Genomic DNA, 20,419 nt, shown 5'->3' with positions numbered 1-20,419 from the left:
GTTACGCCGGATGTGGCATTCGGGGGATATACGGGCCGGAGCGGCCCGGTTGTGGGTAACCGGGCCGCTCCGTGTTGACGTCTCCGACAGGCGGCTACTTGACGGCGCCCGCCATCACGCCGGACACGAACTGCCGCTGGAACGCGAAGAAGACGGCCAGCGGAATCACCATCGAGACGAAGGCACCGGGCGCCAGTACGTCGATGTTGTTGCCGAACTGGCGCACCTGCTGCTGGAGCGCCACGGTGATCGGCGGTGACTCGGAATCGGCGAAGATCAGCGCCACGAGCATGTCGTTCCACACCCAGAGGAACTGGAAGATCCCGAGCGAGGCGATCGCCGGTCCGCCCAGCGGCATCACCACACGGGTGAAGAGCCTGATCTCGCCCGCCCCGTCGAGCCGTGCGGCCTCCAGCAGTTCGCGCGGGATCTCCGCGAAGAAGTTCCGCAGCAGGAAGATCGCGAACGGCAGCCCGAAGGCCGTGTGGAACATGATCACGCCGAAGGTCGTCTCGAATATCCCGATGGCGCCGAAGAGTTCGGAGACCGGGATCAGGGCGACCTGTACGGGTACGACCAACAGCCCCACGACGATGAGGAACCACCAGTCGCGGCCGGGGAACTCCATCCAGGCGAAGGCGTATCCGGCGAGTGAACCGATCACCACGACCAGCAGCGTGGTCGGGACGGTGATCATCACCGTACTGAGCAGGGAGTCGGTGATCACCGAATTGTCGAGCAGGCGCTGGTAGTTGTCGAAGGTGAGCTCGGAGGGTGCGGTGAGGACCTTCCACCAGCCGGTCGCGGCGATGTCGTCGGCGCCGCGCAGCGAGGAGAGCAGCAGCCCGATCGTCGGCATCAGCCAGAACAGGCCCACCAGGATCAGGAAGACCCGCATCACCCCGCCGCCGGCCCGGGCGGCGATCCGCGCGCCGAGGGACTGCTTGGCCTTCACGGTCGGCACGGTGGTCACCGGCGCCCCTCCTTCCGTATCCGGCGGATGTTGAACAGCATCACCGGGATCACCAGCAGCAGCAGGAGTACGGCGATGGCGCTGCCGATCCCCAGGTCGGCGTCCGTGCCGAACGAGGACCGGTACAGCTGGAGCGCCAGCACGTTCGCGTCGTCCTGGGAGGAACCCGGCGCGATGATGAACACCAGGTCGAAGATCTTCAGGACGTTGATCATCAGGGTGACCAGCACCACCGCGAGAACCGGTGCGAGCATCGGCACCGTGATCCTGCGGAACACCTGCCACTCGTTGGCACCGTCCACCCGGGCCGCTTCCAGGAGTTCACGCGGCAGACCGGCCAGGCCCGCGGCGATCAGCACCATGGCGAAGCCCGCCCACATCCATACGTAGCTGCCGATGATCCCGGGCGTCACCAGGGACGGCCCGAGCCAGTCGACGCCGTTGTACGGCTCCGCGAAGTTGGCGGCGGGCAGCCGGATGACGGCGCCGTCGGCCGAGGCGGGCAGGGTGAACGTACCGTCCGCGCCGGCCGTCGCCGACGCGATCACCTTGCCGTCCCGGACCGCCTCGACCTTGATGCCCTTGAGGCCGAGCTCCTTGGGGTCGACGACATTGGGCCGGCCGCCGCCCCCCTTGGTGAAGTCGAGCCAGGCGGTGCCGGTGATCTTCCCGTCCCCGCCGGTGGCCGCCTTCGCCGGTGCGGCGTCGCCCGGCATCTTCGCCGGTGCCACGCCGACGAGCGGAATCAGGACCGGCTCACCGGCCCTCACCGCCTGCTTCGTGACGAACGAGCCGCCGCCGCCCGGCTTCAGCGGATGCACGGGCAGCGGATGCGCCTTCGGGAAGCCCGCCGACTCGGCGAACGTGTCGTGCACACCCACCCATACGGCGTTGGCGACACCGCGCTCCGGGGCCTGGTCGTACACCAGGCGGAAGATGATGCCCGCGGCGAGCATCGAGATCGCCATGGGCATGAAGACGATCAGCTTGAACGCCGTACCCCAACGGATGCGTTCGGTCAGCACCGCGAAGATCAGCCCGAGGGCGGTGGAGATCGTCGGCGCGAACACGACCCAGACCGCGTTGTTCTTGACCGCGGTCCGGATGGTGGCGTCGCTGAACAGGGCCTTGTAGTTGTCGAGCCCGGCGAAGCCCGTACCCGCCTGGTCGAAGAACGAACGGTAGACGGAGTAGACGATGGGATAGACCACGAGCGCGCCGAGAAGGACCAGCGCGGGCAGCAGGAACACCGCCGCGATGATCTTCCGGGTGCCGGTCACGCTCCGGCGCGGGTGCTGACGTGGACGCTGGTCGGCGGGGGACACCGCGAGGGTGTCCCCCTTGGCCGCTGTCGTCATCCCGTCAGCTCTTGTACGCCTTGGCCGCGTCGGACTCCAGCTTGGCTTGAGTCCCCGCGATGTCCTTCGGGTTCTTCAGGAAGTCCTGGAGCGTCTTCCACTCGCCCTTCCCGGGGGTACCGCCGAACGACTGCGGCGCCTGGTCGGACATGTCGAACCGGACGTCGTCACCGGCCGCGATCAGTGCCTCGGCCATCTTGCGCTGGACGTCGTTCGGATACGCGGCGGCGTCCAGGCCCTTGTTCGGCGAGATGAACCCGCCCGCCTCGGCCCAGATCTTCGCCGCGTCGGTGGAGGCCAGCCAGGTCAGCAGCGCCTGCGCGCCCTTGCTGTCCTTCAGGGCCACCGCCGCGTCGCCGCCCGTCACCACGGGGGAGGCATCGCCGACCGCCGGGAACGGGAACACCTTGGCGTCCGTGCCGATCTCGGCCTTCGTCTGCGCGATGTTGATGGAGACGAAGTCGCCCTCGAAGACCATGGCCCCCTTGGGCTGGTCCCCGCCGGTGAACGTCTGCGTGACGGACGCCGGGAACTCGGTCTGGAGCGCGCCGTCGGCGCCGCCCGCGATCAGGCTCGGCTTGCCGAAGAGCTGGGCGAGCGTGGTGAGCGCGTCCTTCACGGACGGGTCCGTCCACTTGATCTCGTGCTGCGCCAGCTGGTCGTACTTCTCCGGGCCCGCCTGGGAGAGGTAGATGTTCTCGAACCAGTCGGTGAGGGTCCAGCCGTCCGCGCCGCCGACCGAGACCGGGGTGACGCCGGAGGCCGAGACCGTCTCGGCCGTGGCCAGGAAGTCCTTCCAGGTCTTCGGCTCGCTCGCGCCCGCGTTCTCGAACGCCTTGGCGTTGTACCAGATCAGGGACTTGTTCGCGGCTTTGAAGTACACCCCGTACTGGGTGCCGTCGACCGCTCCGAGGTCCTGCCAGACCTGCGCGTAGTTCTTGCTCAGCTGGGCCTTCGCCTCGGCGCCCACCGGCTTGGCCCACTTCTTCGCCACGGCCTGCTGGATCGCGCCGACCTGCGGGATCATCGCGACGTCCGGCGGCTGGCCTCCCGCCACCTTCGTACCGAGGAAGTTGACGATCGGGTCCTGCGCCGGGACGAAGGTGACCGTCGCTCCCGTGCGCTTCTCGAACTCGCCCAGAACCTTGGTGAAGTTGGCCTGCTCCGGCCCGGTCCAGACCGCCGCCACCGAGATCTTCTCGCCGTCCAGCTTCGGTAACACGACGCTCGACGGGTTCGGGGTGTCCTTGGCGGAGCCCTTGCCCGGCTCGTCCTTGCCGTCGCTGTCGCCGCCGCAGCCGGTGAGGGCCAGTGCCCCGACGGCGGTGCAAACCAGTGCGGCCCTACGCATGCGAAGGGTTGTGCGCATCCCTGCCCCGTCTCTCCTGCGCGCATGTGCGCGGAGCGGTGGCGCGGGCCGATGGGCCTGCGCGCGCTGCCGCTCCGTACACATGTCGTGCGTTCAGTGCGTTCACGTCGTCCGTGCGCACAGTCCTACGCCCGGGGCACGGGCGCCGCAATACCGCGATCGGCCACAACCGGCTGATCGTGATGGCCTCGTGACGTCGCATCAGTCGGCCGGGAGGCCGGTTCGGCCCGCGGAGTCAGGAGGGGAAGGGGAGAAGTGGGGGCAGTCGCTCCGCGTTCACCGAACGGGCCGCCCGCTCCAGGGCGCTGGCCAGCAGCGCCAGGTCCGTCGGTCCGTTGCCCAGCTCGCGGACGGGGCGCCGGGTGGGCGGATCGCCCATCCGCTCCCATTCCAGCGGGACGACGGTGGGACGCAGCGTCGCCGTACGGGGGATGCGGCCGGTGACCCGGCCCCCCTGGAACGGTGTGACCCGGCCGTCCGGATGCCCCAGCCTCCCCCGGCCCGGGGCGGGTTCGTCCGGGGAGGGCGGTACGGCCGGTGCGTCGAGGATGATCCGCAGCCGGGCCCCGCGGGCCAGTTCGGTGTCCTCCGTGCGGTCCGGGCGCGCGGAGGTCGCGACCAGGTGGACGCCGAGCCGGCCGCCGTCCCTGGCCACGGCTTCCAGGGCACGGACGACGGACCCGGCGGCGGGACGGCCGGGGCTGCCGAGCGCGGGGGCGACCAGAGCGTCGAAGTCGTCCGCCAGGACGACGAGCCGGGGCAGCGGCGAAGGGCCCGGGGCGGCGGTCCGCGCGGCGGGCCTCAGCCGCAGGGTGCCGGTGGCCGGTGAGTCCAGATCGCCGCGCTGCTCGGCAGGGCTGGGCGGACGCTGGCCCACGATCCGCTGCGACACCTCGTGCCGCGCGTGCCACTCGGCGAAGTCCAGCGGGCCGAGCAGCTCCGCCCGGCGCTTCAGCTCCCCGCCCAGGGCCTGGGCGAACTCCCGCATCCGCACGGGATCGGAGGCCACCAAGTGCGTGAAGACGTGCGGGAGTTCCGTGCAGGGGCGCAGCCCCTCGCCGCGTTCGCTGCCCGCGCCGTCGATGAGCAGGATGCCGAGCCGGTCGGGCCGGGCCGCGGCGGCCAGCGAGGCGGCGACGGCACGCAGCAGCTCCGTACGACCGCTGCCCGCGGGGCCCTCGACGAGCAGGTGCGGTCCCTCGTCGGCCAGATCGACGCTGAGGGCCCCCCGGGGCCCGGCCCCGAGCACGATCACGGGCCGCCCGGCGTACACCGCCGGACCCCCACCCGGACCGCGGCCCACGGACTCCGCCCCCACGGCCTCCTCGCGCCGCTGCACCTGCGCGGCGGTCCGGGGATGCGGGGTGCGTCCGGAGCCGGTGTGGTCCGTGGCGGGGTACGGGGTGCGGCCGGAGCCCGTGCTGTCGGTGCGGGGGTACGGCGTACGCCCGGAGCCGGACGCCTCGGTGCTCGGGTACGGGGTGCGTCCGGAGCCGGTGTGGTCCGTGGCGGGGTACGGGGTGCGGCCGGAGCCCGTGCTGTCGGTGCGGGGGTACGGGGTGCGTCCGGAGCCAGTGTGGTCCGTGCCCGGGTACGGCGTACGGCCCGAGCCGTAGGACGTGGTTCCCGGGTACGGGGTGCGGTCCGAGTCGCGGGTGTCCCTCTCCGGGGCGGTGCGCTGGGGGCCCACGCGGGCGGCCGTGCTGACGGTGCGCCCCGAGCCCGGGGTGTCCAGGTCCGTCGCGGACGGGCCGGGCGAGGCGGCGGGGCGAGGCGTCGCACCCGGCTGTTCCTCCGCCGTGGAGGCCCAGCGCGCCATCAGCGACGCCGGGGTGGCCCGCGCCAGGCCCAGCTCGTCCAGCAGGCGTGCGGACGGCGGCAGCGCCGCGGCCATCGGGCGACCGGGCAGGGCCACCGAGCCCTCCTCGCGCAGCGGGGCCAGCGCCCGCCCGAACCGCTCGGCCCAGGCCACCGACACCGCATCCACGGCCGCCACGGTGCCGTGGCCCGCGGTCCGTCCGCCCGCCGTACGCAACAGGCGCAGCGCGGTCGCCACGTCGCCGCTCAGCATGGCGACGGCCCCGCACTCCCGGAACGCGATCGAGGCCCGGCAGGCGGCGTCGTACGTCGCGTCGACGGGCGAGGTGGGCGACGACGCGGGAGCCTCGGCCAGGCAGATCAGATGGATACCGGCAGCCGCCCCCGCACCGGCCAGCCTCGCCGTGGTCTCGCGCAGCGCCGCGGAACCGGGGTCACCGTCGACGATCACCACGGTGTACGGCCCCGTGTGCCGCCGGGCGGCCTCGGCGACCGTGGCCCGGTCGACGCTCGCCCAGCCGGGCCCGAGCGGCCCCTCGTCCAGCCGGCGCACCAGCTCCGCCGTCCGGGCCGTGGCCTGTTCCCGGTCGTACGCGAGGAGCAGGCGGCAGTCCTGCCCGTGCATCGGCCGCAGATGCGGCAGCCACCCGAGCCACGCCCACTCGCGCCGGCGCTCGTCCGTGCCGCGCGTGCGGTCCGTGCTGATCAGCACGATCTCCAGATCGAAAGGGGAGTGCAGCGCGGCGAGCTGCGCCACCACCGACCGGGCCAGTCCGGCCAGCCGGGCCCTCGGCCCCGCGAGACCGAGCGAACCGGCCTCCCGCAGCCCCACGGTCACCGGAACGGCGGGCAGCTCGGCCCGGTCGGTCGTCCCCAGCCGTACGACCAGGGCCTCGGGATGCGCGGGGTCGCGCTCCCACAGGCGCGGGCCGGGGCCGAGCGCGGTCAACAGCACCGCCGCCGGGTCGGGCCACGTCCCCTCCGGGGCGGCGGAACGCCGGGGCGCCGAGGAGGAGACGGAGGAAGCGGAGAAGGAAGAGGAAGAGGAGGGCGTGGCGCGGGCGTCGTCCGCCTGCCCCGCCGTGTCGTGCGCCGCCTCGCCCCTGCCGCCGGCGAGCCGTCGCGCCCAGGCGCCTATGCCGCCGCGCCGGGGAGCCTCGTCCGGAGAGACACGGGTGCCGTGCCCATGGGTGGCGGGGGAGTGCGCCCCGTCCTGTCCGTAGCGGTGGGCGTCGTGTCCGGCCGGTACCTGGCCGCCCTGCGAGGCGGCCTCGCCGTACGCGTGCGCCGCGTGGGTCCCGTACCCCTCGCCGTACCGCTCTCCTGATCCCGGCTCGGGACGGCCCGGGGCCGGGGCGTGGGTGACGGACGCCCGGTTGACCCGGAGGTGGCCCTCGCCGTCCGGGGCCGTCGGCAGCACGGGGGCACGGGTGCCCGAAGTGAGCCGGAGCGTCGATTCGCCGAGGCGCAGCAGCGCACCCGGGTTCAGCCGGACCGGCCGGTCGTGGACTTCCGTGCCGTCCAGCGAGGTGCCGTTCGTGGAGCCCAGGTCGGCCACCGAGACCCGGCCGTCCTCGGAGACCGTCACCGCGCAGTGCAGCCGGGACACGTCCGGGTCGTCGAGCGGGACGTCCGCGTCGGCGGAGCGGCCGATCCGGATCTGTCCGCCGTGCAGCAGATGCACCCCGCCCGCGTCGGGCCCGGCGATCACATGGAGGTGCGCGGGGACGGCGTCGTCCACCGCCTCGTCCTCACCGGGCATCTGGAGCGAGAGGACCGCGCCGTCCACCAGTGGGGGTTCGCCCAGGGCGATGCGCTGCGCGTCGAGCCGCTCGCGCCCGGCGAACAGCACCACCGCGCCGCCGCCCATGGAGCCGTCGGGGCCGGAGACGGCCGAGGCCAGGCCGGAGGCGACAGCCGCGAGTGCCGTGCCCGCCGGGGCGGTGACGAGCACATCGCAGGCGCGCGCCGGGGGCGGGGTCTGGCCGCTGCGCGGCGCGAGGACGGTCAGCCGGATCTGCATCGCCGTCAGCGGTCCCTTCTGCGCGGGGCGCCCGGCAGGGGAGGTGACCTGTGATTCCCCCCACCCGGCACGGACGCGTCGTCCGGTACAGGTCGTCACGTACCGCGAGGCTCCCGACCCCACAGTTCCGTGCTGGAGGCATCCTCGCACCTGCCACTGACAACACGCCCGGGGGCCAGCACTAAGTGATCTTGAATGGTCGGCTGTGGGCGTAAAAGTGCCTGCTTGGGTCGGGCTCGAAGCGTCCGGCGTGATCCCTGCCGCACTCCGGGGAGCCGTTCTGCGCGCCCGTTCGGCAACCATCCGCGCGTGCGCTGCGTCTTCTCCCCACACACTCCAGGACACACAGGACACAGCAGGAACACGACCGGAACACGACCGGCCGACGGCCCGTTCGACGGCATTAGAGTGGGCCGGAACATCCGGGCAGGCCCGGCGGACCGCAAGCACCATGATCAGCAGGGAGCGCATGACGTGCGGCCTGTAGGCAGCAAGTACCTCCTGGAGGAGCCGCTCGGACGCGGCGCCACCGGCACCGTCTGGCGAGCCCGCCAGCGGGAGACCGCGGGCGCCGAGGCGGCCGTCGCGGGCCAGCCCGGCGAGACCGTTGCGATCAAGGTCCTCAAGGAGGAGCTCGCCAACGACGCGGACGTCGTGATGCGGTTCCTGCGCGAGCGCTCCGTGCTGCTGCGGCTCACCCACGAGAACATCGTGCGCACCCGGGACCTGGTCGTCGAGGGCGATCTCCTCGCCCTCGTCATGGACCTGATCGACGGTCCCGACCTGCACCGCTATCTCCGCGAGAACGGCCCGCTCACCCCGGTCGCCGCCTCCCTCCTCACCGCACAGATCGCGGACGCGCTCGCCGCCAGCCACGCCGACGGCGTCGTCCACCGCGACCTCAAGCCCGCGAACGTGCTGCTCGACGAGCGCAACGGTCAGATGCACCCGATGCTCACCGACTTCGGCATCGCGCGGCTCGCGGACTCCCCGGGCCTGACCCGGACCCACGAGTTCGTCGGCACGCCGGCCTATGTGGCGCCGGAGTCCGCCGAGGGCCGCCCGCAGACCTCCGCCGTGGACATCTACGGCGCGGGCATCCTGCTGTACGAGCTGGTCACCGGCCGTCCGCCCTTCGCGGGCGGCACCGCACTCGAAGTCCTGCACCGGCACCTCAGCGAGGAGCCGCGCCGCCCCACGACGGTGCCCGCACCGCTGTGGACGGTCATAGAGCGCTGCCTGCGCAAGGACCCCGACCAGCGGCCGAGCGCCGAGAACCTCGCCCGGGCGCTGCGTACCGTCGCCGCGGGCATCGGCGTGCACGCCAACTCCGCGCAGATCGCCGCGGCCGACGGCGTGGGCGCCCTGCTCGCCCCCGACCCGGCACCCGCCGCGGTGCCGGAGACCCCGGGCGCGGCCGACCCCACGCAGGTGCTGCCGAGCAACGCGGGCTCGTACGACCCGAACGCCTACGACCCCGCCGCCGCGACCAGCGTCATGCGGCAGAACCCGGGCCCGAACCAGGGACAGGGATACGGCCAGGGGGCGGGCGGCGCCGATCCGACCTCCGTCATGCCGCCCGTACCGCCCCGCCCCGACGGCCCTCCGGAGCCCGACGGCCCGCACCCCTGGCAGTCGCAGCTCCAGGCGGCGCGCGACCGCAACGAGCAGACGCAGGTCCAGTACCTCGACCCGAGCCAGGACCCGCTGCGCCGCCGGCCCCAGCGCCAGCAGCAGCCGCCCCAGCAGCAGCAACAGCGCCAGCAGCCCCCGCAGCGCCAGCAGTATCAGCAGCAGCCCCAGCGCTACCAGCAGCCTCAGCAGCACCAGCCTCAGAACCAGCCGCAGCAGCGCCAGCAGTACGCGCCGCCGCAGCAGCCTCCGCCCCAGCAGCCGGCTCCCCGGCAGCCGAGGCAGCGCAGCGCCAACCCGATGCGCATCCCGGGACTCGGCTGCCTGAAGGGCTGCCTGTTCACCGTGGTGCTGCTGATCGTCGCGAGCTGGCTGATCTGGGAACTGACGCCGCTCCAGGACTGGGTGGCCCAGGGCAAGAGCTACTGGGAGGCGATCGGCGACGCGATCACCACCGTGACGGACTGGGTCTCGGAGCTGGGCAACGCCGCCGACAGCGTCGAGAAGGCCGGCAACTGACGCCGGAGACCGGCGATTCTGTAGCTATGTCGACTTCTGCGGGGCAATTTCCCCCGCAGAAGTCGAGGTTGGCGCCATCCAAGGCACGCAACACCCCGATCGCCGCGTAACTTTGTCGACCGGGGGTCCACCGCCAGCCGCTGAGGGAGCAGTCTTGGCACGGAATATCGGCAGCCGGTACACCGCCCACCAGATCCTGGGGCGCGGCAGCGCCGGCACGGTGTGGCTCGGCGAGGGGCCGGAAGGCCCGGTCGCCATCAAGCTGCTGCGCGAGGACCTCGCGTCCGACCAGGAGCTCGTGGGCCGCTTCGTGCAGGAGCGCACCGCCCTGCTCGGACTCGACCATCCGCACGTCGTCGCCGTCCGCGACCTCGTCGTGGACGGCACCGACCTGGCGCTCGTCATGGATCTCGTACGCGGCACAGATCTGCGCACCCGTCTCGACCGGGAGCGCAGGCTCGCCCCCGAGGCGGCGGTCGCGATCATCGCGGACGTCGCGGACGGCCTGGCCGCCGCGCACGCCGCCGGGGTGGTCCACCGCGACGTCAAGCCGGAGAACATCCTGCTCGACATGGAGGGCCCGCTCGGCCCCGGTGGCTCGCACCCGGCCCTGCTCACCGACTTCGGCGTCGCCAAGCTGATCGACACCCCTCGGCGCACCAAGGCCACCAAGATCATCGGAACGCCGGACTACCTGGCCCCCGAGATCGTCGAGGGCCTCCCGCCGCGCGCCGCCGTCGACATATACGCCCTCGCGACGGTCCTGTACGAGCTCCTCGCGGGCTTCACGCCCTTCGGCGGCGGCCACCCCGGTGCCGTCCTGCGCCGTCACGTCACGGAGACGGTCGTCCCCCTCCCGGGCATCCCCGAGGAGCTCTGGCAGCTCCTGGTCCAGTGCCTGGCCAAGGCGCCGGCCTCCCGGCTGCGCGCCTCCGAGCTCGCGGCCAGGCTGCGCGAGCTGCTTCCGCTGCTGGCCGGCATCCCGCCGCTGGACGTGGACGAGCCGGACAACGAGCCGGAACCGCAGATCTACGACGAGCAGCAGTACACCCCGGCCGCCGAGGAGCCCCGCAGGCGGGGCGCCGTCCCGCTCGTCCCCGGCTCCTCCCCGGACTCCAACCGCGACACCCACACGAGCATGCGCGTCCCGGGCCCCGACGAGCTGGCCGGAGGCCCGCTCGGCACCGCGCGCGCCCCGCGCGCGCCGGGCCGTCCGCGCCCCGGCTCGGCCCGCAACAAATCGGCCGCGGTCCGTAAGCGGCGGATCACCCTGGGTGTGGCGGCGCTCGTCCTCGGTGCCGCGGTGGGTGTGGGCGGCTGGCTGGCCAGCGGCGGCGACGGCACGGACACCGCCCCGCAGGACACGAAGAACTCGGCGCCCGCATCGCCCTAGATCTTGTCCGGACCCGGGGGCGAACAGAGGCCCGTCCCCGGGGGAGGGACAGCTTCACTCGTCCAGCCGTTACGCTGGACCCGTGGCAGTCGTCGATATTTCCGAAGAGCTGAAGTCCCTCTCCTCCACCATGGGGTCGATCGAGGCCGTCCTGGACCTGGATGCGTTGAGGGCGGACATCGCCGCGCTCGAGGAGCAGGCTGCGGCGCCGTCCCTCTGGGACGACCCGGAGGCGGCACAGAAGATCACGAGCAAGCTTTCGCACCTCCAGGCCGAGGTCCGCAAGACCGAGGCCCTGCGTGGCCGCATCGATGATCTCGGCATCATGTTCGAGCTCGCCGAGGACGAGGGCGACGCGGACGCGCTCGTCGAGGCCGAGGCCGAGCTGGAGTCGGTGCGCAAGGCGCTGGACGAGATGGAGGTCCGCACCCTTCTCTCCGGCGAGTACGACGCGCGTGAGGCCCTGGTCACCATCCGTGCCGAGGCGGGCGGCGTCGACGCCGCCGACTTCGCCGAGAAGCTCCAGCGCATGTACATCCGCTGGGCCGAGCGGCACGGCTACAAGACCGAGGTCTACGAGACGGCGTACGCCGAAGAGGCCGGCATCAAGTCGACCACCTTCGCCGTCGAGGTGCCGTACGCGTACGGCACGCTCTCCGTCGAGCAGGGCACCCACCGGCTCGTCCGGATCTCGCCGTTCGACAACCAGGGCCGCCGCCAGACGTCCTTCGCGGGCGTCGAGGTGCTGCCGGTGGTCGAGCAGACCGACCACATCGAGATCGACGAGTCCGAGCTGCGCGTGGACGTCTACCGGTCCTCGGGCCCCGGCGGTCAGGGCGTCAACACCACGGACTCCGCGGTGCGCCTGACCCACCTGGCCACCGGCATCGTCGTCTCCTGCCAGAACGAGCGCTCGCAGATCCAGAACAAGGCGTCCGCGATGAACGTCCTCCAGGCGAAGCTCCTTGAGCGCCGCCGCCAGGAGGAGCAGGCGAAGATGAACGCGCTCAAGGGCGACGGCGGCAACTCCTGGGGCAACCAGATGCGTTCGTACGTCCTGCACCCGTACCAGATGGTCAAGGACCTGCGTACGGAGTTCGAGATGGGCAACCCCGAAGCGGTCTTCAACGGCGAGATCGACGGCTTCATCGAGGCCGGTATCCGCTGGCGCAAGCAGAGCGAGAAGTAGCCCCACGCACCGAGCAGTTGAGCCCGGGTGGCCGTCGGCCGCCCGGGCTTCTCCATGTTCCGGCCCAGGGGAAGTTGAGGGGGCGGCGTGGTGAATGCGTCACAGTCGTGGTTCCGAATGACTGTCAAGAACCCCCATACCGGTGCGCATTACACGAAACGGCCTTGACGTAATCCTTAACTCTGGACAGGGTGCTTTAGCAGCATGCGTATGTCTGGGACGGGTGCGAACGGGGGCGGGCGGGATGACCACGGCACGAAGTGGCCCTGCCGAGAGCGCTACCCCGCAGGGCCGTGGCCCCGCATATGGCTGCTCCATGATCAGAACAGCTACTGGGGGTAGCAGCAGATGACCAAGAAGACGCGAGTCCGCGTCGCGCGGATAGCCGCAGGTGCGGTAATCGCCGCAGGCGCCTCGCTCACCGCTGCCGGTGCGGCTCAGGCCGTCGGTATCGGCGTCGACGTCGCCGGCATCGGCGTGAAGGCCGAAGCCAACGAGCAGGGCCTGGAAGTCGGCATCGACGCCTTCGAGGGCGAAGACGCGGCCGGCGGCGGCGACGCTGCCGGTGGTGGCGACGTGGCCGGCGGCGGTGACGTTGCCGGTGGTGGCGACGTGGCTGGTGGTGGCGACGTGGCTGGTGGCGGTGACGTTGCCGGTGGTGGCGACGCGGCTGTAGGCGGCGGCGACGCTGCTGTGGGCGGTGGCGACGCGGCTGTAGGTGGCGGTGACGCTGCCGTCGGTGGTGGCGACGCGGCTGTAGGCGGCGGCGACGCTGCTGTGGGCGGTGGCGACGCGGCTGTAGGTGGCGGTGACGCTGCCGTCGGTGGTGGCGACGCGGCTGTAGGCGGCGGCGACGCTGCTGTGGGCGGCGGCGACGCTGCTGTGGGCGGTGGCGACGCGGCCAACGGCGGCAACGGCGGCAACGGTGGCAATGGCGGCAACGGCGGCAACGGTGGGAACGGCGGCAACGGCTCCGAGGGCCAGCAGGCCGGCGGCACCGGTACCTCCGGTTCCGGCACCGATGGCGGCGCGGGCACCTGCACCGTCGACCTCGACGGCGCCGAGTGTGTCGACAACACCGACACGGACAGCGTCGGCAACCAGCCGGTCGAGCAGGGCAAGGGCAAGGACGAGCTCGCCGAGACCGGTGCGGCCGAGATCACGTTCCTGCTGGTCGGCGCCGCGACGATGATCGCCGGCGGCATCGGCTTCCGGATCCTTCCGCGCCTGGTGAACGGCCGTACGGTCGCCTAAGGCGGTCAGCGGTACGTAAGCACGAAGGGACCCGGCCCGCGCAAGCGGACCGGGTCCCTCTGTATGTCGCACGGCCTCTGGGGAGGCGCGCCGGAGCGCTCTACGCGGCCTGCTGTGCCACCAGCGCGAGCACCGCGACCAGCAGCACCATGAGCGCGATCAGCATCGCGGGGTTCAGCCCGGCGAACGGTCCCTGCTCCCGCTCCTGCTCCATCTGCTGGCGCACGGCCCGGCAGACACGGCAGCGGCCCTCGTTCACGGGCGCCGCGCAGTTCGCGCACACCAGTCGGTCATAGGTCATGCGCTTTCCTCCTCCCGCGCGGCGGAGCCGCATACACGTTCTCTCCGCACAACGCTCCGGGAAACACGACCGTTCCCCCTACCACTGTGCCAGCTCGCGAGGATTTCGGCGCGGCCCGCCGGGCAACGTACCGCCGGACCCGGTCCCGGACGGGCTTCCGGGCGCCTGATTTGCCCTTTCCGGGCGTCACAAATCACCCATTGCCGGAGCCCGCCTGCACGCGCGAGCCCGGTTCGCGTATGGTCACGCTCACCTACTCCCGGCCGACCGTGGTGCATCCGTGATCCGATTCGACAACGTCTCCAAGACCTACCCGAAGCAGAGCCGTCCTGCGCTCCGGGATGTGTCACTCGACATCGAGAAGGGTGAGTTCGTCTTCCTGGTGGGCTCCTCCGGCTCCGGCAAGTCCACCTTCATGCGGCTGATCCTGCGTGAAGAGCGCGCCAGCCAGGGCATGGTTCATGTGCTCGGCAAGGACCTCGCGCGGCTGTCCAACTGGAAAGTGCCGCAGATGCGCCGCCAGTTGGGCACGGTCTTCCAGGACTTCCGCCTTCTCCCCAACAAGACCGTCGCCGAGAACGTGGCCTTCGCGCAGGAGGTCATCGGCAAGCCGCGCGGAGAGATCCGCAAGGCGGTGCCCCAGGTTCTCGACCTCGTCGGTCTCGGCGGCAAGGAGGACCGGATGCCCGGCGAGCTCTCCGGTGGTGAGCAGCAGCGCGTGGCGATCGCGCGCGCGTTCGTGAACCGTCCCATGCTGCTGATCGCCGACGAGCCGACCGGCAACCTCGACCCGCAGACCTCCGTGGGCATCATGAAGCTGCTGGACCGGATCAACCGGACCGGCACCACCGTGATCATGGCGACCCACGACCAGAACATCGTCGACCAGATGCGCAAACGCGTCATCGAGCTCGAGCAGGGCCGTCTCGTACGTGACCAGGCGCGCGGCGTCTACGGCTACCAGCACTGAGCATCGAGTACTGAAAGGACGCCATGCGCGCCCAGTTCGTCCTGTCGGAGATCGGAGTCGGTCTCCGTCGCAACCTCACGATGACCTTCGCCGTGGTGGTCTCTGTCGCCCTCTCGCTCGCCCTGTTCGGCGGTGCGCTGCTGATTCGCGACCAGGTCAGCTCGATGAAGACCTACTGGTACGACAAGGTCAACGTCTCGATCTTCCTCTGCAACAAGAGTGACGCCAAGGACGTACCCAAGTGCGCCAAGGGTGCGGTCACTCCTCAGCAGAAGAAGGAGATCAAGGCCGATCTCGAAAAGATGGACGCCGTCGAGAAGCCGGTCCTCTTCGAGACGGTCGACCAGGCGTACAAGCACTACCAGGAGCAGTTCGGCGACTCCCCGATGGCCGGCAACATCACGCCGGACCAGATGCAGGAGTCGTTCCGGGTCAAGCTGAAGGACCCGCAGAAGTACAAGGTCGTCGCCACCGCCTTCGCGGGGCGTGACGGCGTGCAGTCCGTCCAGGACCAGAGATCCATTCTGGACAACCTCTTCGGGCTGATGAACGGCATGAACAAGGTGGCGCTCTTCGTCATGGCGCTGATGCTGGTCATCGCGCTGATGCTGATCGTCAACACCGTCCGCGTCTCGGCGTTCAGCCGCAGACGGGAGACGGGGATCATGCGGCTCGTCGGCGCCTCCGGCTTCTACATCCAGATGCCGTTCATCATGGAGGCCGCCTTCGCCGGACTGATCGGTGGCGTACTCGCCTGCCTCATGCTGATAGGAGGCCGGTACTTCCTGATCGACGGTGGACTCGCCCTCCAGGAGAAGCTGAACCTGATCGAGTTCATCGGCTGGGACGCGGTCCTCACGAAGCTGCCGCTGGTCCTCGCGATCGGCCTGCTGATGCCGGCCTTCGCGGCGCTCTTCGCGCTCCGCAAGTACCTCAAGGTGTGAGATGCGCCCCGGCGCCGCGCGGCCAACCGGCCGTGCGGCGCCGGGGCCTTGTCCTAGACTCGACGCCATGTCAGGCCCCACGCACCGCTTCGGGCCCCGCGGTCTCCACCGCGGGGCGGCCCTGACATTGATCTTCGGGTGTGTGCTCGCCACCGCCGCCGCCACCGGTTCGCTGCCGCGTCAGGACGACCGGAGGAACCCCGGCATACAGGCCCGCTCCGTGGCCTCCGCCGTGGACCCCCGGGACCGTGAGGCGGTCGAGGACGCCGCCGCCGAGGCCGAGGCCGACGGGAAGTCGGTCACCGACGCGGCCCAGGACGCCGTCAGCCGCAGTGGGGACCGCTGGGGCGCGGTGTACGACGAGCAGGAGTACGCGGACTTCGAGCAGGCACTCGACGGCTCGTACACCGGTGTCGGCCTCTCCGCCCGCCGCTCGGCCGGCGGGACGGTCACCGTGTCCCGTGTCGAGCCCGGCGGTCCCGCGGACCGGGCGGGCATCCGCAAGGGCGATCAACTGCGCACGGTCGACGGCCACCGGGTCGACCGGCGTCCCGTCGCCGAGGTCGTCGCCCTGCTGCGCGGGGACCGCACGGACGCCCGGGCGGGCACCGAGGTCGTCCTGGGCCTCCGGCGCGACGGCCACGGCTGGACCGAGACCCTGCGCCGGGCCAGGCTCTCCACCGAGGCCGTCACGGTCCGGCGGCTGGGCAGTGCCCCGTCCTCCGCGGTCCTGATCAAGGTCACCGCCTTCACCAAGGGGACGGGCACCGAGATCCGCGACGCCGTGCGCGCGGCCCACCCGGACGCCGGAATCCTCCTCGACCTCCGCGCCAACGCGGGCGGCCTGGTCACCGAGGCGGTCACCGCCGCCTCCGCCTTCCTGGACGGCGGCCTCGTCGCCACCTACGACGTGCACGGCGACCAGCGCGCCCTGAACGCCGAACCGGGGGGCGACACCGACCGTCCCCTCGTCGTCCTCGTCGACGGCGGCACGATGAGCGCGGCCGAACTCCTGACCGGGGCGCTCCAGGACCGTGGCCGCGCCGTCACCGTGGGCACGCGCACCTTCGGCAAGGGCTCCGTGCAGATGCCGAGCAAGCTCGCGGGCGGCTCGGTGGCCGAACTGACCGTCGGGCACTACCGCACACCGACGGGCCGCAGCGTGGACGGACAGGGCATCACCCCGGACCTCGTGGCCGGTACGGAGGCCCAGCAGCGGGCCGAGACAGTATTGAGTGGCCTCGGGGGTGGGTCGTAGTGCGAAAATGACCGCACTATGGCCAAGGAAAAAGACACAGGGCGCAAGATGATCGCGCAGAACAAGAAGGCGCGGCACGACTACCACATCCTCGACACCTACGAGTGCGGCCTGGTGCTGATGGGCACCGAGGTCAAGTCACTGCGGATGGGCCGGGCCTCGCTGGTGGACGGCTTCGTCCAGATCGACGGCAACGAGGCATGGCTGCACAACATCCACGTCCCGGAGTACGTGCAGGGGACCTGGACCAACCACACGGCCAAGCGCAAGCGCAAGCTGCTGATGCACCGGGCCGAGATCGACAAGCTGGCGTCGAAGTCGCAGGAGTCGGGGCACACCATCGTGCCCCTCGCGCTGTACTTCAAGGACGGCCGCGTCAAGGTCGAGATCGCGCTCGCGAAGGGCAAGAAGGAGTTCGACAAGCGGCAGACGCTCCGCGAGAAGCAGGACACGAGGGAGACGAACCGTGCGATCTCGGCGGCCCGGCGACGTCAGCGCAGCGCCTGAGCAGGAATAGGCTGGCACCGTCGTGCGTTGGTCACGTACGATGGCAACTGCACCCCACGGGGTGTGGACCACCTTGATAAAAAAACATGGGGATGATCGGTTTCGACAGCGGATGTCGAAGCAGGGGAAGCGAGTCGAGGAAGCGGCAATGATCTCGTAAACCATATGTCGCAACCAATAATCGCCAATTCCAAGAGCGATTCCCAGTCCTTCGCCCTCGCTGCCTAATAAGCAGTGAGTGAGGGACCCTTAATGGGTGTCAGCCCGGGGGTGTTCCCGACCCGGACCCTGGCATAATCTAGGGGACTAAACCGCTGAGCCCGGTCACGGGGTTCAGTGGGAAATCAAACAGTGGCTGGGCCTGTCGGAGACTTGTTCGCGAGATCTCCGGGGCCGAGAAAAGCGCAGCGAACTGCACTCGGAGAAGCCCTGGTTCTGCACCGTTGGACGCGGGTTCGATTCCCGCCATCTCCACAATTCCCATGTACACGAGGACCCCGTTGCCCACCGGCAACGGGGTCCTCGTGTTTTCGGCCCCGATGTCCCCGCCGGCCCCGATGTCCCCGCTAGTGCCGCCGGACACCGGCCGCCGCGACGACCAGTGCCAGGCCCGCCGCGCCCATGGGGACCGCATAGGCGGTCACCGTCCCGGCGTGCTCGACCGTCCAGCCGCCCGCCGCCGATCCGGCGGCTATGCCACCGAGCAGGGCCGTGACCGCGAGCGTCATGCCCTCGTTCAGCTGTCCTTCGGGAGTGAGGCGCTGCACCAGGGTCATCCCGGTGACCATCGTCGGCGCGGTCGCGGCGCCCGCCAGCAGGAGGCAGCCCGCGAGCACCAGCCGCGACTCGGTCGAGGCGGCGGCGAGCAGCGGCAGGGACATCAGCGCCGTCATTCCGGTCAGGCAGAGCAGCAGCCGCCGCCGGACGTCCGCCACGGGCCGCAGCGATCCGTACAGCAGGCCCGCGGCACAGGACCCGGCCGCCTGGAGGGCGAGGATCGCGCCTCCGGCGTGGGCGATGGACGCGACCTCCATGGCGCCGAACACCGCGCCCGTGGCGAGGAAGGCGGCGAGCAGGGCGGGCATTCCGGCGGTACGGAACGGGGAAGCGGTACGGGTACGGGGCGCCACCGGGGGCTCGGTCGCCTTCTGGGCGGCGAAGACCAGGACACCGGTCATCATCAGGACCGCGCCGGCGAGGGTGCCGGCCTCGGGGAAGAGGGCGCCGCAGAGGGTCGCGGCCAGGACCGGGCCGAGCATGTAGCAGAGCTCGTCGGCGGACTGCTCGAAACTGTTCGCGGTGTGCAGGGCGGCCGGATCGCCGCGGTGCAGATGCGCCCAGCGGGCGCGCGACATGCCGCCGGTGTTGGGTGTGGTGGCCGTCGCGGCGTAGGAGGCGAAGAGCGTCCAGACCGGGGCGTCGTAATGGACGCAGAGCACCAGGGCGAGGGAGCCGAGCGCGGCGGTCGCGGTGGCCGGTACGGCGACCCGGGCCTGGCCGTACCGGTCGACGAGCCGTGCGGTCCAGGGCGCGACGACGGCCGTGGCGGCGAGACCGGTCGCGGTGACCGCGCCGGCCAGGGCGTACGAGCCGTGCGCCCCGGCGATCATGATGACCGCGCTGACGCTGAACATTCCCATGGGCAGCCGGGCCAGCAGATTGCCCGCGGTGAACGCGCGGACGCCGGGGGCGGCGAGCAGCTGACGGTACGGTGCGAACGGCCGCCGCGACACCGGGGACGCCGGGGCGTGGCCGTACCCGGCCCGTTCTGTCGGGGCGGCGGTACCGGTGGCGGTGTCGGGAGGCATGCGCCAAGCGTCGTGGCGCCCGGTCCGTGCGGTCCAACACCTTGTTCTCCCGATTAACGCACCTGTGTTGTAAATTCTGCGCGTGGCGACCTCCGACATCGATCCCCGGCTCCTGCGCGCCTTCCTCGCGGTGGCCGAGGAGCTGCACTTCACCCGCGCAGCGGCCCGGCTCTACCTCGCCCAGCAGGCGCTGAGCAGGGACATCCGCCGGCTGGAGCGCGAGCTCGGCGCCGAGCTCTTCGTACGCACCACCCGGCAGGTCTCCCTGACCGCGGACGGTGAGCGGCTCCTCCCGTACGCCCGGCGGGTGCTGGACGCCCAGGACGGTCTGGCCGCCGCCTTCGGCGACCCGGCCGCCCGGCCGCTGCTCGTCGACCTCAACACCGACGGCATGACCGCGGCCCGGGTGCTGGCCCGTGCGCGGGAGCTGGCTCCGGAGTGCGAACTGATGGCCCGCTTCGAGAGCGGTCTGACCTGGGCGGCCGGTGAGGTGCTCGCCGGGCGGCTCGACGTCTCCTTCGGTCGGGCCGCCGGGCTCGACCCGGCGGTGCGCGCCCGGCTCTCCGTGCAGCCCGTGCGCTACGAGCCGATGGCCCTCCTGTTGCCCCGTGATCATCCACTCGCCGGACGCGAGGTCGTGGCGATGGGGGAGTTGGCCGGTGAAACCGTCTACGCGGGTGCGGGCAACGAGCGCACCCGTGAGTGGACGGACCTTGCGCGGCTGCTGTTCGACGAGTGGTCCGTCGTGCTCGCCGCGCCCGTCCCGCTCGCCGTCGGAGTGGCCGAATTCCAGAGGGTGATGGCCAAGTCGGGGAACCCCGTGCTCGCGGTCGTCGACTTTCCGCCGATACCCGGAACCGTGGTCCGCCCGCTGGTCCGGCCCGTACCGCTGTCGCCCCTCGTCATGGTCTGGCGCGACGGTCTGATTCACCCCGGTCTGTCCGCTCTGCGCGCAGCGGTCGCCCAACTGGCGGAGGAGGAGGGGTGGATGGTGCGTCCATCTGGATCTTGGCTGCCGGAAATCGATGCGTCACTGATGCGTCACCGTTCCTGAACAACACCCCGGTACCGGAGCTTCAGGGTCCGCGACGTGCGCTACATTC

The 20,419-nt window shown here is 71.3% G+C and carries 15 protein-coding genes and 1 other RNA gene; 10 read left to right on the top strand and 6 right to left on the bottom strand.

All coding sequences use genetic code 11. The features are described from left to right. Positions 1-94: 94 nt before the first annotated feature. From OG230_RS13670 to OG230_RS13655, 4 genes are all read right to left on the bottom strand, one after another. On the bottom strand, positions 95-973 hold the full coding sequence (locus OG230_RS13670) for a carbohydrate ABC transporter permease (RefSeq protein WP_328910471.1): 879 nt from the start codon (positions 971-973) through the stop codon (positions 95-97). Then, on the bottom strand, positions 970-2,331 hold the full coding sequence (locus OG230_RS13665; RefSeq protein WP_328910470.1) for a carbohydrate ABC transporter permease: 1,362 nt from the start codon (positions 2,329-2,331) through the stop codon (positions 970-972). Before OG230_RS13665 ends, OG230_RS13670 begins: the two co-directional genes overlap by 4 nt. A gap of 4 nt (positions 2,332-2,335) precedes the next feature. Further along, a complete protein-coding gene (locus OG230_RS13660; RefSeq protein ID WP_328910469.1) occupies positions 2,336-3,700 on the bottom strand; it encodes an ABC transporter substrate-binding protein in 1,365 nt (454 codons plus the stop codon). A gap of 235 nt (positions 3,701-3,935) precedes the next feature. After that, positions 3,936-7,541 (bottom strand): FHA domain-containing protein, encoded by a 3,606-nt coding sequence (locus tag OG230_RS13655; RefSeq protein WP_328910468.1) that lies wholly within the window; start codon positions 7,539-7,541, stop codon positions 3,936-3,938. Positions 7,542-8,015: 474 nt separating this feature from the next. Between OG230_RS13655 and OG230_RS13650 the strand changes: the two genes are divergently transcribed. From OG230_RS13650 to OG230_RS13635, 4 genes are all read left to right on the top strand, one after another. Continuing rightward, a complete protein-coding gene (locus OG230_RS13650) occupies positions 8,016-9,692 on the top strand; it encodes a serine/threonine-protein kinase (RefSeq protein ID WP_328910467.1) in 1,677 nt (558 codons plus the stop codon). A gap of 154 nt (positions 9,693-9,846) precedes the next feature. Further along, positions 9,847-11,085: a serine/threonine-protein kinase gene (locus OG230_RS13645; RefSeq protein ID WP_328910466.1), complete on the top strand. Its 1,239-nt coding sequence runs from the start codon at positions 9,847-9,849 to the stop codon at positions 11,083-11,085. A gap of 82 nt (positions 11,086-11,167) precedes the next feature. After that, complete coding sequence (gene prfB, locus OG230_RS13640; protein WP_328910465.1) at positions 11,168-12,274, top strand: peptide chain release factor 2; 1,107 nt, start codon at positions 11,168-11,170, stop codon at positions 12,272-12,274. 348 nt (positions 12,275-12,622) lie between these two features. Beyond that, on the top strand, positions 12,623-13,528 hold the full coding sequence (locus OG230_RS13635) for a hypothetical protein (protein WP_328910464.1): 906 nt from the start codon (positions 12,623-12,625) through the stop codon (positions 13,526-13,528). A 100-nt stretch (positions 13,529-13,628) separates the two neighbouring features. Here OG230_RS13635 and OG230_RS13630 read toward each other — a convergent pair whose 3' ends face one another. Continuing rightward, the gene (locus OG230_RS13630; protein ID WP_328910463.1) at positions 13,629-13,829 is read right to left on the bottom strand and encodes a hypothetical protein; all 201 of its coding nucleotides are present in this window, start codon (positions 13,827-13,829) and stop codon (positions 13,629-13,631) included. 280 nt (positions 13,830-14,109) lie between these two features. On the opposite strand from OG230_RS13630, the gene ftsE reads away from it, so the two are divergent. The 5 genes from ftsE to ssrA all read left to right on the top strand — a co-directional run bounded on the left by ftsE (position 14,110) and on the right by ssrA (position 17,985). After that, positions 14,110-14,799 carry a cell division ATP-binding protein FtsE gene (ftsE, locus tag OG230_RS13625; RefSeq protein WP_014046319.1) on the top strand — a complete coding sequence of 230 codons (690 nt, stop codon included), beginning with the start codon at positions 14,110-14,112 and terminating at the stop codon, positions 14,797-14,799. A 23-nt stretch (positions 14,800-14,822) separates the two neighbouring features. Then, positions 14,823-15,743, top strand: a complete 921-nt coding sequence (gene ftsX, locus OG230_RS13620) for a permease-like cell division protein FtsX (protein ID WP_328910462.1) — start codon at positions 14,823-14,825, stop codon at positions 15,741-15,743. 67 nt (positions 15,744-15,810) lie between these two features. Next, positions 15,811-17,001, top strand: coding sequence for a S41 family peptidase (locus tag OG230_RS13615; RefSeq protein ID WP_328910461.1), 1,191 nt, complete (start codon positions 15,811-15,813; stop codon positions 16,999-17,001). 18 nt (positions 17,002-17,019) lie between these two features. After that, on the top strand, positions 17,020-17,508 hold the full coding sequence (gene smpB / locus OG230_RS13610) for an SsrA-binding protein SmpB (protein WP_328910460.1): 489 nt from the start codon (positions 17,020-17,022) through the stop codon (positions 17,506-17,508). 88 nt (positions 17,509-17,596) lie between these two features. Further along, positions 17,597-17,985, top strand: a transfer-messenger RNA (tmRNA) gene (gene ssrA / locus OG230_RS13605). A gap of 89 nt (positions 17,986-18,074) precedes the next feature. Here the strand turns inward: ssrA and OG230_RS13600 are convergent. Beyond that, positions 18,075-19,316, bottom strand: coding sequence for an MFS transporter (locus OG230_RS13600; protein ID WP_328910459.1), 1,242 nt, complete (start codon positions 19,314-19,316; stop codon positions 18,075-18,077). Positions 19,317-19,398: 82 nt separating this feature from the next. Between OG230_RS13600 and OG230_RS13595 the strand changes: the two genes are divergently transcribed. Next, the gene (locus OG230_RS13595; protein ID WP_328910458.1) at positions 19,399-20,370 is read left to right on the top strand and encodes a LysR family transcriptional regulator; all 972 of its coding nucleotides are present in this window, start codon (positions 19,399-19,401) and stop codon (positions 20,368-20,370) included. Positions 20,371-20,419 lie beyond the last annotated feature (49 nt).

The sequence above is a fragment of the Streptomyces sp. NBC_00234 genome, assembly GCF_036195325.1.
Lineage (GTDB): Bacteria > Actinomycetota > Actinomycetes > Streptomycetales > Streptomycetaceae > Streptomyces.
Note: the sequence above shows the minus strand (reverse complement) of the source record. Positions and strands in the feature narration are given on the sequence as shown.

Bases quoted from the DNA above. Each gene is read 5' to 3' on its own strand.
- OG230_RS13655 (WP_328910468.1), bottom strand. From the start codon at position 7,541: ATGCAGATCCGGCTGACCGTCCTCGCGCCGCGCAGCGGCCAGACCCCG.
- OG230_RS13665 (WP_328910470.1), bottom strand. From the start codon at position 2,331: ATGACGACAGCGGCCAAGGGGGACACCCTCGCGGTGTCCCCCGCCGAC.
- OG230_RS13660 (WP_328910469.1), bottom strand. From the start codon at position 3,700: ATGCGCACAACCCTTCGCATGCGTAGGGCCGCACTGGTTTGCACCGCC.
- ftsX (WP_328910462.1), top strand. From the start codon at position 14,823: ATGCGCGCCCAGTTCGTCCTGTCGGAGATCGGAGTCGGTCTCCGTCGC.
- OG230_RS13635 (WP_328910464.1), top strand. From the start codon at position 12,623: ATGACCAAGAAGACGCGAGTCCGCGTCGCGCGGATAGCCGCAGGTGCG.
- OG230_RS13615 (WP_328910461.1), top strand. From the start codon at position 15,811: ATGTCAGGCCCCACGCACCGCTTCGGGCCCCGCGGTCTCCACCGCGGG.
- smpB (WP_328910460.1), top strand. From the start codon at position 17,020: ATGGCCAAGGAAAAAGACACAGGGCGCAAGATGATCGCGCAGAACAAG.
- OG230_RS13600 (WP_328910459.1), bottom strand. From the start codon at position 19,316: ATGCCTCCCGACACCGCCACCGGTACCGCCGCCCCGACAGAACGGGCC.
- OG230_RS13630 (WP_328910463.1), bottom strand. From the start codon at position 13,829: ATGACCTATGACCGACTGGTGTGCGCGAACTGCGCGGCGCCCGTGAAC.